The 13101-nt window shown below is 44.5% G+C and carries 8 protein-coding genes; 3 read left to right on the forward strand and 5 right to left on the reverse strand.

Annotated features, from left to right (window positions below):
* Window positions 1–74 precede the first annotated feature (74 nt).
* The 4 genes from IE130_RS08820 to IE130_RS08835 all read right to left on the reverse strand — a co-directional run bounded on the left by IE130_RS08820 (window position 75) and on the right by IE130_RS08835 (window position 6856).
* Complete coding sequence (locus tag IE130_RS08820) at window positions 75–2399, reverse strand: NADP-dependent malic enzyme (RefSeq protein ID WP_189584714.1); 2325 nt, start codon at window positions 2397–2399, stop codon at window positions 75–77.
* Between the two features lie 352 nt (window positions 2400–2751).
* A complete protein-coding gene (locus IE130_RS08825; protein WP_189584717.1) occupies window positions 2752–4218 on the reverse strand; it encodes a protein adenylyltransferase SelO in 1467 nt (488 codons plus the stop codon).
* Between the two features lie 280 nt (window positions 4219–4498).
* The gene (locus IE130_RS08830) at window positions 4499–5677 is read right to left on the reverse strand and encodes an acyl-CoA desaturase (protein WP_189585261.1); all 1179 of its coding nucleotides are present in this window, start codon (window positions 5675–5677) and stop codon (window positions 4499–4501) included.
* A 450-nt stretch (window positions 5678–6127) separates the two neighbouring features.
* On the reverse strand, window positions 6128–6856 hold the full coding sequence (locus IE130_RS08835) for a glycerophosphodiester phosphodiesterase (protein WP_189584720.1): 729 nt from the start codon (window positions 6854–6856) through the stop codon (window positions 6128–6130).
* A gap of 430 nt (window positions 6857–7286) precedes the next feature.
* Between IE130_RS08835 and IE130_RS08840 the strand changes: the two genes are divergently transcribed.
* Window positions 7287–8258 carry a hypothetical protein gene (locus tag IE130_RS08840; RefSeq protein WP_189584723.1) on the forward strand — a complete coding sequence of 324 codons (972 nt, stop codon included), beginning with the start codon at window positions 7287–7289 and terminating at the stop codon, window positions 8256–8258.
* 152 nt (window positions 8259–8410) lie between these two features.
* Here IE130_RS08840 and IE130_RS08845 read toward each other — a convergent pair whose 3' ends face one another.
* Window positions 8411–9052, reverse strand: a complete 642-nt coding sequence (locus IE130_RS08845) for a cob(I)yrinic acid a,c-diamide adenosyltransferase (RefSeq protein WP_189584726.1) — start codon at window positions 9050–9052, stop codon at window positions 8411–8413.
* Window positions 9053–9291: 239 nt separating this feature from the next.
* On the opposite strand from IE130_RS08845, the gene cysS reads away from it, so the two are divergent.
* On the forward strand, window positions 9292–10752 hold the full coding sequence (gene cysS / locus IE130_RS08850) for a cysteine--tRNA ligase (protein WP_189584729.1): 1461 nt from the start codon (window positions 9292–9294) through the stop codon (window positions 10750–10752).
* A 183-nt stretch (window positions 10753–10935) separates the two neighbouring features.
* On the forward strand, window positions 10936–12930 hold the full coding sequence (locus IE130_RS08855) for a mechanosensitive ion channel family protein (protein ID WP_189584731.1): 1995 nt from the start codon (window positions 10936–10938) through the stop codon (window positions 12928–12930).
* The last annotated feature ends 171 nt before the right edge of the window (window positions 12931–13101 follow it).

The following is a 13101-nucleotide window of genomic DNA, read 5'->3' on the forward strand; positions in this document are numbered from 1 at the left end:
GCACTGACTGGTTTTAGTATAGCAGACCATCTCCATAAATAAATTACAGTGATGGTGCTAATAACACACTCATACTATTTCTGAGCTTCGTTCTCTAAATCCTGAGCTTCAGTAACGGTCAGTGCAGTCATGTTGACGATACCACGTGCTGTCGCTGATGGCGTCAAAATATGCACCGGCTTATTAGTACCTAATAGGATAGGGCCAATAGAAGCACTGCCAGTTGCGGTTTTAAGCAGGTTGAAAGCGATGTTTGATGCGTCAAGTGTTGGCAAGATAAGCAAGTTCGCTGCACCTTTTAACGGGCTTGATGGCATGTCGTTTAGACGGATATGTTCGTTAAGCGCGGCGTCACCTTGCATTTCGCCTTCGAATTCAAAGTCGACATTCATATTGGTTAGTAGCTCATGAACCTTACGCATTTTGACAGCGCTGGCACGGTTTGAAGCACCAAAGTTAGCATGAGAAACTAGCGCGACACGTGGCGTGATACCAAAACGACGTAACTGATCAGTTGCCAAGACCGTCATTTCAGCCAACTGTTCAGCCGTTGGATCTTCGTGGATATAGGTATCCGCGATGAAAATGTTACGATCTTGCATCAATACGGCATTCATCGCATAAAAGTCGTTCATACCTTCTTTTTTACCAATGACGCTTTCAACGTATTTTAGATGCAATTGATAATGGCCAAATGTACCACATACCATGCCATCTGCCGCACCATTTTCGACTAGCAAAGAACCAATCAGAGTCGTCTTACGGCGAACATCACGACGAGCAAGCTCAATGCTTACACCGCGGCGTTTGTTCTTCTCGTAGTAGCCCTGCCAGTAGTCTTTGTAGCGAGGATCGTCATCAATGTTGACGATGGTAATATTCTCGCCATCTTTTAGACGTAGGCCCAGTTTTTTGATATTGGCTTCGATAACTGAAGGGCGACCAACCAAGATAGGTTGTGCTAGCTTCTCATCCACGACGACTTGCACAGCGAGCAAGATATTGTTGTCTTCACCTTCACAATACACAATACGTTTTGGATCAGCTTTAGCACGAGCAAAGATTGGCTTCATCACAAACGCTGAGTTATAAACAAACTCAGACAGACGCTGACGATATGCTTGCATGTCATCGATAGGTAGCGTGGCAACGCCTGAATCCATTGCTGCTTTGGCAACAGCAGAGGCAATCTCAATGATTAGATTTGGCTCTAGAGGGCCTGGGATTAAGTAGTCACGACCAAAACTCTGCATCTTTTCGATGTTTCTAGCGCTGGTAGTTGGAGTAGCTTCGACGTGTGCCATCGCAGCGATTGCTTTTACGCAAGCGACTTTCATCTCTTCGTTGACGGTCGTTGCGCCAACATCCAATGCACCGCGGAAGATGTACGGGAAGCATAGCGCGTTGTTTACTTGGTTTGGATAGTCTGAACGACCAGTTGCCATGATGACGTCTGGACGTACCGCATGTGCCAATTCTGGCATGATTTCAGGTGTTGGGTTGGCAAGTGCAAAGACAATAGGGTCTTTTGCCATACGGCGAACCATATCTTCTGATAGTGTACCTGGCATTGATAGGCCTAGGAACATATCGACATCGTCCATGACTTCTTCGATAGAAGTAGCCGTGATATCACGAGCATAGCGCTGTTTGGTTTCGTCAAGGTTTTCACGGCTAGTACTGATAATACCGCGTGAATCTGAAACAATGATGTTGTTTTTATTAACACCAAGGGCGCAAATGATATCTAAACAAGAAATGGCTGCTGCGCCGGCGCCTGAACAAACAATTTTAATCTCTTCAATTTTTTTGCCAGTAATCAACAGAGCGTTTAGCATGGCTGCGGCAACAATGATTGAGGTGCCATGTTGGTCGTCATGGAATACGGGAATGTTCATGCGCTTACGCAATTCACGTTCGATTTTGAAGCATTCTGGTGCTTTGATGTCTTCTAGGTTGATACCACCAAATGTTGGCTCAAGAGAAGCGACGGCTTCAATGAATTTGTCTGGATCGTTTTGGGCAATTTCAATATCAAAAACATCAATACCCGCAAACTTTTTGAACAGAACCCCTTTACCTTCCATCACTGGTTTTGACGCCAACGGGCCGATATTACCTAAACCTAGTACGGCAGTACCATTGGTGATGACACCGACCAAGTTGCTACGCGCTGTATATTTGGCCGCTAATGCTGGGTCTCTTTGAATTTCAAGACACGGTACAGCAACACCTGGAGAGTAGGCAAGTGCTAGATCTCGTTGGTTGGCCAATTGCTTGATAGGGGTAACTGAGATTTTACCTGGTCTTGGAAACTCATGGTAATGGAGGGCAGCTTGTTCAAACTGCTCTTTTTCCGTATTAGGGTTATCCGTATTCAAAGTGATATCGTCATTCATAATAATTGCCATGGTTGGAATAAATTGGAATAGATTAAATGGTGATAAAAAACTAACGCCGAACCCTCAAAAAACCATGAGATATGATAAGAAGAGGGCACAGTTACACTAAAAAAGGTAATGATCGATAAAAAGGTAATGATTGGCGCTTAGATTGCAGCGAAAAAAGCAATTTTGCAAAATAGTTATTCTAGCACTATTGACAATTCGCGCCTAGTCAATAGCCGTGAATTGTCCGAACAATATAATAAAATGATATTCATTATTTAGCTGGTTGATAATGCCAAAGAACAGAGCCAAATATCAACCTTAATTTTATAATGTTTTAAAATACTATCGAACAGTAGATGTATTAAGACGAGCAGCTAATGGGCATTTGCGGTGCGTGAGGTGCAGGCGGCGCACTATCTAGATCGGTAGCGATAGTTTGGACATCATAAGGATTGGCAAGTAGCTCGAATACACGATTAACTTCCTCGAATTGACCTTGTTCTGCAGCAGTGATCGCACGCTGAGCCATGCTGTTACGCAATACATAAGCAGGATTGTTCGCTTGCATGTCATTGAACGCTTGTTCCATAGACAAGGGCTGTAATTGCGCCAGATAACGTGCTGACCAGTCTTGCCAAACTTTATTTGCTTCGTCGTTGAGCTCTGCCATCATGGTAGACAGTAGTTGCTGCTCATAAGGATAATCGTTTGGCGCTACGAGAGCCAATAACGCCCGAAAGCTATTGGTATAGTCGAGTAAATTGTCTTCGAGAAAAGTGAGCCATTCAAAGGCTAAGCTGAGACTGTCTCTTTGATGCGGCAATCCAAGTTTACGGCATAGCCCCTGCTGATAGTGCTGCATAAAGGTCGCCTCGTAAGGTGCCAAACAGTCAGCCAGCGTCTCACGCGTTACTCCCTCTAAGCGCATGAAGTGTGGTAGCCAAGTATTTAGATTCCAATGTCCGATAGCGGGCTGATTCTGATAAGCGTAACGCCCAGTGTGGTCAGAATGATTGTTAATCCATGCAGGATTGAAGCGCTCCATAAAGCCAAACGGCCCAAAGTCCAAGGTACTGCCCGTGATAGATAAGTTATCTGTATTCATCACGCCATGGGCGAAGCCAATCAGCTGCCAGTCGGCAATCATCCGTGCGGTACGCTCAACCACTGCGGTCAAAAACGCCAGCACTGGTGTCTCGCTTTGGCGACACTCTGGATAGTAAGTATCAATCATATAGTCAGTGAACTCACTAAGTAAATCAGGAGCAAAGCTGGCAATCCACTCGACATGACCCAATCGAATATGACTGTCAGCCACGCGCATCAATGCCGCCCCTGCCTCCATGCGCTCACGGCGTACCCGAGTATCTGAGACCACAAAGCCCAAGGCATTGGACGAAGGAATACCAAGCTGGGTGAGGGCGTGACCACATAAATACTCGCGAATGGTACTGCGTAACACCGCGCGTCCATCGCCCATCCGCGAATAAGGCGTCAGGCCGATACCTTTAAGATGTAAGTCTTGTGGTTGGTCGTTATTATCGAGCACTTGTGCCATGAGTAAGCCGCGCCCATCACCCAATTGACCAGCCCATTGCCCGAACTGATGACCCGCATAAGCCATGGCTAACGGTTCAAAATCTGCTGGCAGGTACTGACCACCGAGTATCTCAACCCAGCGTGCCATTAAGTCCTCATCGTCTGCCCAGCCCAATTGCTGTGCCACCTGCATATTGAAGTGACCAATCCGTGGATTGTCTAGTGGCGTAGGAGGCTGTTTATGATAAAGACGTGTGTCTAGATGGACGTAGGTGTTTTGATAGCGCATGCAAGGCTTTCCCATCGAATGATATAATCGAATTATAAATTAAGTGACTTATTTGAGTGACTTGCTTACTATAGCATAGCCTTACCATTGCAGCGTTTCACTCTGTCCATCTCTTGTAATCTGCGCCTCTCAAGACTGTCTAATGAATCCTGTCCGATTTCATAAATCTCATAAATAAATAAGTGCTGTGAATAAACGTTAGATAAAAAAATCCCTCTATCTATTACAGATAAAGGGAAGGAAAAAAGTCAAAATAGAAAAGTCAGATTACTGTTAACGTTTAAGCCGCTTTGGCGTTATGACCAATAGAGCGAAATGCCGTCTTTAAATTGCTATTATGCTCAAGGATTTTTTGTTCAATCTTGGCATAGTCATTTTTCAGTATATCTTCAGCTTCATGCAAGCGATCCGCAAACTCTGTTTTTTTCATCTCAATAGTCTTGGCTTTTAGTGCTTGCCATTCTTCTACTGTCTGGGTGAACGCATCAAATTCAAACTTAATACGATCTTGGAAGCTTTTCATTGCATGAGGTAGATCAATGCCGCCAACGGTTGCTGTATCAATTTTCTGTTGTGCTGCCTTAAACTGCATTTGCACTTCAGCATGCTTGATGGTCGTGTCATCTACTGTACGTAGATCTGTTGTCAGACCCAGCTTCGATAAACCTACAATCAACCATTTGGTTGGATCATACTGCCACCATTTCACGCCATTACGATAATCGTATTGGAAGAAGTGATGGTAATTATGGTAACCCTCACCCCATGTAAAGATGGCCAAGAAGAAGTTATCACGAGCCGTATTAGTATCCGTATAAGGACGGCTACCAAACATATGGCATAGCGAGTTGATAAAGAACGTAAAGTGATGCGTCAATACCAACCGCAGTAAACCAGCTATAACCAGCGTACCCCAAACATCACCCAATAACCAACCAATAGCAGCGACCATACCAACGTTCAAGGCAACGACCCATAAACCGTAGTATTTATGCTGAATCTGTAACGTTCTGTCTTTGGTCAAGTCAGGGATATTCTTATAGTCAAATTTACCGCTAGGGTAGTTACGTAGCATCCAACCAATATGGCTGAACCAAAACCCACGCTTTGCTGAATATGGATCATCCAAACGATCGTCTACATGGCGATGGTGAGTACGATGACCAGACACCCAGTCAAACGCAGAGCCTTGCACCGCTAGGGTTGAGCCAAGCAACAAGAAATTTTTGACAATTGGATGCGCTTTATAAGCACGATGCGCCAATAGACGATGGTAACCAGTTGTGATACTCATGCCCGTCCATACCATAAAGGCACCAAATACGCCCCAAACAGGCGCGCTCACGTCATGCGTAAATAAATACCATGGCGTAATAATGGCGGCAGCAATTGGTGTGGCTACCAAGATAGTCGCTGGAATCCAGTTGATCGGCGCTTTTGTGAACTCAAACTCACGCATATCAATGCTTTGCTCTTCTGTAGAAACGTCAGTTTGTGCAGAATCTGTCGCATAGTTGCGTTTTGCTACAGGTTGCTCATCAAAAGCAGCTTGCGCCTTTTTTTCGTCAAAACGAGTTTTAAAACGCGTTACTTGAGTGCTGGCAGTTTTTACAAGCGTGTCGCCAGATTTGATAGCGAAACGTAAGCCTTTAAGCGGTAAGCCAAGTGCTTTTTTTGCAATCATATAATATCCCTAACGGTATTAATTTAAGACACCATAGTACCTTAAAAACTAAGTAAAGTGAACACTTATACACTATAAAAATATTGCTAAATAACAATAACTTGTATCGATTATGGTATTCATTGCTGTAAATAACCGGTGACTTATCAGGCATAGCGTAAAAGTGTAAGTAGCACGACAGATATGTAGGGGGTGTGAGGTTTTTTCAAGAGGGGTGTCGGACCGTTAGTGTACCAATAGGTAGGTTGGAAAATCCGTAATAATTACATCAACCTGCCACATTATTAGTGATTTAATGGTATCGATGTCGTTGACCGTCCACGCACTAACAGGTAAACCATAACGATGGCTGTTTTTAATGACGGATTGAGTTAGGAGCGGGTAGTGGATGCCCAGTCGACTACAGCCCAGTTGCAATGCGGTATTGGGCGCCATTGCCAAGGCGTCAGGTGTGCGAATAAGCAAGCCGCGTGGGGTATGCATCAATAGCGGATGACGTTGCAAGCGAGCATGCAGCTCGACATCAAAGCTGGTTAGCACCATAGGTAAACTGGCAAGTGGTGTGTCAATGAGGTTGCGTGCTAGCGCGTTTACCAACTGCGTATAATTGGTGCGCTCATGGGTCTTTATCTCAAGCTCGATATAGCGAAAATTGGTCAGTACATCATAAGCGCACGCTAAAGTCATGACTGGATATCCATACTGCCGATAGCGTTTAATCTCAGCGAGCGTTAACTGGTCGATATGCGATTGCTGACCACACATGCGTTCTAAGTTATCGTCATGGAACACAACCAATTGTTCATCAGCACTTAGCTGAACATCAAACTCAACCCCCGCTAGACCCCATGCTTGTAAATGCTGTGCATGCTCAAAACCTGCCAAGGTGTTCTCGACTGCTTCACCGCGTGCACCGCGATGACCGAGCAAAAGCGTGTTTTTTAGCTGTATCATATGAATGGCTATCGGTTATTTTTATGCCTCATAATATAGGGTGTAACCAGCAGAATCTAACGAAATTTGCAAAATAGTTTTTGATCAAATGCCGCTTCAGAGGGTGGTAATATAAAAAAGTAAGTTGATATTTGAAAGTCGTTTCAAAAAAGGTTTGTTGTAATTTTCCGCTAGAAGTAAACCGTTGTTTAAAAATTATTAGCGATGATATAAGTAAGTATGTATTTGTTATGTTTTTGCAACCAAACATAGGTTTTGGGCACAATGTTAGACATTATTTGTACAGTAGGGAGTTACACTAATGACCATCCTATTCAAACACCGTATAATAATCTGATTTTCAAATCTATCGCGGCAAATGTTGCGATCTGAATGTCAAATACTGTCCATCGCTGGCGGTAAGCATTAGTAAATTGGGAGTAAATTGAGTATGAGCGTAGCAAAAAGCAAGTGGATCAAATGGCAGCACGTTGCGGGTATTAGTCTGATATGTGGTTTGGCCGTGACAGGTTGTGATCGCTCAGATAAGGACGATAGCGCTGAAACGACAGCAGCAACGGCAGATCAACCAGTGACTGACGATAACGTAATCGCTCCTGCCGTCAGTTGTGATGATCCGCTGGTACAAGACCGCTTGAAATCCACGCTGAAAAACACGCTCAATCAGCAAGCCCAAACGTTGGCTGCCAATTATGCCAATGAGGCAGAAATCAGTCTAAACGGTGGTGCTGTCACTGACAAAATCAATGGCATTATTATCGATGTGCAAAATGCTGCAATCTTACAAGAAGTCAATAACAATGGTATGACGACTTGTCAGGCAAGCGTTAGTATGACTTTGCCAAGCGAAGACTTATATCAAGCAAGTCAAGTACAAGCGGCTGGTAACCAACCAAGCTTGCAGTCTCGATTAGCGCAAAACAATATTCGTATTAATAATAATATGCTCGTTGACGACGCTTTTACGTATGTCGTCGGCACTCAAGGTGGTCAAGTTCGTACCCGTATTGCTGGACAACCGGCACTATTGACTGTTGTGGCAGATGTAATGGCAGGCTCGGTGTTTAAGTCAGCGGTTGATGAGCAGCGCGCCCAACGTGCCGCTCAACAGGCTGAAAGTCGCCGTGACGCTGCACAGAACAATAACAGCGATCAATCAGCGCCAACCCGTCAGCCAAGAGTAGTGACGCCAACCGCCCCTGTTCGTCCAGTAGAGCCTGCTACGCCGCCGACCATTAATAATCCAAGCAGCAACAGTCAGAGTAGCGCTACAGAAAACAACCAAGCCGCCGCGTCAAGTGCTGATGCCAAAAAGCCAGCAACACAAACAACGCCAAAGTTAGTGCCTAATGATGACAGCATTGATATGGTCATCGTCGAAGATGATAGCGCTACATATTAAGTCGTCAAGACGAAGCAGTTGCTAATAGCATCTTAAAAAAGCCCGCAACTTTTACGCTGCGGGCTTTTCTGTATGAGCTATTGGCTTATCGATAGAGTGGCATATAGCCTCATATCGCTGTGCTGTGCTGTGCTGTGCTGTGTTATGGGTGATTATTTATCATTAGTGAAATTTTGCAAGACTTGACTGTCCCACAGCACTTCAGAGACTTTGGCAGGATCGGTGCAAAAACGCGCCGCGACGAATAACCAATCAGACAAGCGATTTATAAAGCTAATCGCAGTACCGCGAATGGCTGGTGGACGTTGTTGCTGTAAGAGTACCGCTTGGCGCTCAGCACGGCGACAAACGGTACGCGCTATATGCAGCTGACTGACCAATAGTGAGCCTGTCGGTAGAATAAAGTCTTTTAACGGTGGTAAGGTCGTGTTCATCGCGTCAATTTGTTGCTCCAACCATTCGATATGAGTGGCATTGACACCTTCATATTCTGGCATGGCCAACTCGCCACCGATATTAAATAATAAGTGCTGAATAATGACTAAGGCTTGAGCAAAGTCTAGTTCTTTTTGCTGCTGTAAGCGTTCAGGCAACTGCTGTTGGTTTGCGTTTTCATTATTATGGGCAGCTTGTGCCAAGTGCGCGCGTACCAGACCGATGTGTGAGTTGAGCTCATCGATATCACCCATCACGCTAAATAGGTTGTCGGCTTTACTCACGCGGCTGCCATCTGCCATACCGGTGCTGCCATCATCTCCGGTGCGTGTATATATTTTGCTTAATCGATTGCCCATTTCTACATCCTTAACGGTTTTTATCATTGAATAGGGTTAGTTGTGCGCTCATTGTAGTATTTTCCGGCTGATTTCGCTAAGATAATGGGTTAAGTTTTATAAAGTGATTATTTTTTATAAAGCGGTAACTTTTAAATTTATCATCTCATTAGTCGCGGTTAGTGGCTAATAGTACGATACTCATATTTTATCGTCATCTCAATTTATCTATCTTGTTCTAATTAAAAGGCTTTTATACCATGACCACACCTCTTGCCGATGCGATGTCTCAGCTTGCCATTTATGATTCACTGACTGGCGGTAAACGTCAGTTTGTACCACTCAAAGCCGGGCAAGTAGGTATGTATGTATGTGGCATGACTGTTTATGATTATTGTCATATTGGTCATGCACGCATGATGATTGGCTTTGATATGGCAGTACGCTGGCTGACGCAATTGGGCTATGACGTCAATTATGTGCGTAATATCACCGATATCGATGACAAAATTATCACGCGCGCTGCCGAAAATGGCGAAGAGATTGGTGTATTGACTGAGCGTTTTATTAAAGCGATGCACGAAGACTTCTCTGCACTTGGCTGCTTGACGCCTGATGCCGAGCCGCGGGCAACTGACCACATCGACGAGATGCAGCAAATGATTGAGACGTTGGTCACTGGTGACTATGCGTATGCTGGCGACAATGGCGATGTTTATTATGCCGTCGATAGTTTTGCTGACTATGGCAAATTGTCCAAGCGCAATCTTGATGATATGCAGGCAGGCTCGCGCGTTGATGTCGAGAACGATAAGCGCAATCCGTTTGACTTTGTATTATGGAAAGCTGCAAAACCTGATGAGCCACAATGGGCGTCACCATGGGGTCAAGGGCGTCCAGGCTGGCATATTGAATGTTCGGCGATGTCGACCAAGTGCTTGGGCAATACTTTTGACATTCATGGCGGTGGTCATGACTTACAGTTCCCGCATCATGAAAACGAGATTGCGCAGTCTGAAGCAGCGACTGGCTGTGAGTATGCACGTAATTGGATGCATGTTGGTTTTATTAATGTCGATGGCGAAAAAATGTCTAAGTCATTGGATAACTTTTCCACCATTCGTGATGTCATTGCGCATTTCCATCCTGAAACGTTGCGCTTTTTCTTATTATCCAGCCACTACCGCAGTCAGGTGAATTTCTCTGATAGTGCCTTGGAAGAAGCGCATAATAGCCTAAGCAGATTATATAATACCTTAAAGTTGGCTGAACAGCAAAAAGGTGAAGAATTAATAATCAATGAGGCGTTAATAAATGACGCTTACAGTAGCGCTGCTGGGCAAGACTTCATTAAAGCCATGAATGATGATTTTAATAGCTCGACGGCCATTAGCGTGTTGTTTGGGCTGGCCCGTGATATCAATAAAGCCATCAAAGCTGAAGACGTGGCGAGTGTTTGGCAATGGGCGCAGCAGCTCAAAGCCTTGGCACAGGTATTAAATGTACTACAGCAACCAGTGTCACAGTTCTTACAAGCAGTCGTCGGTGATCAAGCAGATGACGGGTTAACTGATGCGGTTATTGATGGTCTAATCATTGAGCGAGCAGAGGCTAAAGCCAATAAAGATTTTGCGCGTGCCGATGAGGTGCGTGAGCAATTAAAAGCGGCAGGAATTGAGCTTGAAGATAGCCGTGCTGGTACGACTTGGCGCCGTGCCTAATGCTGTGCTTAATAGTGCTTTGCTCAATATAGATGGTATCAACCATAAAATACGTCAACTTACCTCACTTTTATCCTCATTTTTAAAATGAGGACACGCCCTAATAAATTAAGTCAGCATTGCGCTGGCTTTTTTTTGTAGACTGCATTAGGTTAAGAATATACTGAGGCCAAGATTTTTCTTATGCAAAATTTCCTACATTCTCTAGACACTACACACGTTAACAACGTCAATGATAGACCTAACGCTATTTATGATGTTGGTGGCAGTGCTGTGCGCCATCATAGTAGACTGACACTTTTACTCAGCATGCTGATCATGGTATGTAGTGTGTTTTATCTTCCTGCGACAGCGGCTACCAACAACGATACGGTCGTCGAAAATCAAAGTAATGCACTAAATACTGTGCTTGCGAAGCCAGAAAACTTGGCGGATTACACGGCACAGAAAATTGAACAGATCAAAAAAGAAGGCATTAGTGTCTCGGAGATTGCAGATGAAGTTGTCAATCCCTTAGACAAGGATGCAGTGCAGCAAGCAGGCGTACTGCAAGGAGATACGGGTCTCACTGGTGATTATAACGAAAGCTATTATTCTTTAAACAAACTAAATGCAGGATTGCCACCGCTCGCTGAACCACCAAATTTATCCACGCCGCTTGCCACCTTGGAGTTTTTTCAGTCAGCCGTCATGAAGCAGCAGTATGATTTGGCTGCTTATGCGCTCAATATGAATTTGATTGATGGTAAGTTACAGCGTAGTCGGGCGATAGATCTGGCCAAACAACTTGATTTTTTGTTGATTGAAAAAAAGCTCTATGTTTTTGATGAGTTGCCAGATCGCCCTGACGGTTTGATTGAGCCACCGCTTGGTAGCACGAACAGTATTCAAGGCATTCCTAGACGCTCTATTCAGCTTGGTTACATTGATTATCGTGAGCGCCGTGTACCCATACATTTAGAGCGTGTGCGCATTGATGATAGTGCGCCTTTTTGGATATTTTCTGCCCAAACGGTTGGTAATATTGATAACCTCTATGAGCAATATCATCCTGCAAAGTTTGAGCGTTATTTACCAGCGTGGACAAAATTACAGTTATTTAGTATCGCCATCTGGGAGTTTTTAGCATTACTTGTTTTCTTCTCTTTTACCATGGGAGTGGGCTGGTTACTCAGTAAAGGTGCTGGCAAGATTCTCAATTGGTATGTCAAAGATAAAGCCGGCAATCGGCTGAGTACGCTCCACCATAATAGCGTGGAAGATTTGGTCAATAAGCTGACAGTACCGCTAACCTTTACCATCAGCTTCTCATCGGTATTTACCTTGGTATCGGGCGGCTTTCCTTACTTGGATGCAGTCGCTTCCTCTATACGTCCGATTATTTGGATTGGATTGGTCTTTAGCGCCATGTGGCTCGGTATACGTGTTATCAACTTTTTTGCCAACCGCTATCAAGATATGCAGATTGAAAACCTAGGAGAGGAGCAGTTTGACAAAGTGCGCCGTCGTCGAACTTACGTATCGATATTTCGCCGCGTCTTCGTATTTGTCATGGTGTTGGGCAGTATTTGGATAGGTCTGAGTGAGTTTGCCAACATGGAAGGCTTTGGCAAAACCTTAGTGACTTCGGCTGGCATTGCTGGCGTGGTCATTGGTATCGCCGCTCAACCAATACTGGGTAACATCATTGCTGGAGTACAGGTAGCAGTGACCCAGCCCGTACGAATTGGCGACAGCGTAATAATGGATGGCAACTTTAGTACCGTTGAAGACCTGCGTTATACTTATGCGGTACTAAAAACATGGGATGAACGTCGATTAATCGTGCCGATGCGCGAATTGATCACCGAAATGGTAGAGAATTGGTCGCATACAGAAGTGCATCAGACCTGTCCTGTGTTCTTATATATCGATTACGGCGCAGATATTGATGCCATTCGCCAGCAGTTTATCTCGGTGGTGAAAGACAACAAGCTTTGGGACAACAAAACTGAGCCTGAAATATTTGTCGTTGAGGTGACTGAAAAGACCATTCAACTGCGCGGCGCTGTTTCAGCGGTAGGCCCTGTAGAAGCATGGACATTGGCCTGTGAGATACGTGAGCAGATGCTTGATTATTTGTACCGTGAACAAAAGCATTATTTACCAGCTGAGCACCTTGTATTGAGACAAAAGTAGTCAATGTCTATTGGTTTGACGCTTAAAAAAATTGAATGTACAGCCTCACTATCGATAGACAGCTTTGGGTAAAACCCACTGACAAATATAGCATGCGATTTGCTTGCTTATTTGTTATAATATGGCGTTATTTTTAAGGGATAACTAAGCGATTAAAGATAAGGCCGCGCA

Source organism: Psychrobacter glaciei, from assembly GCF_014652895.1.
In the GTDB taxonomy this organism is placed as follows: Bacteria; Pseudomonadota; Gammaproteobacteria; order Pseudomonadales; family Moraxellaceae; genus Psychrobacter; species Psychrobacter glaciei.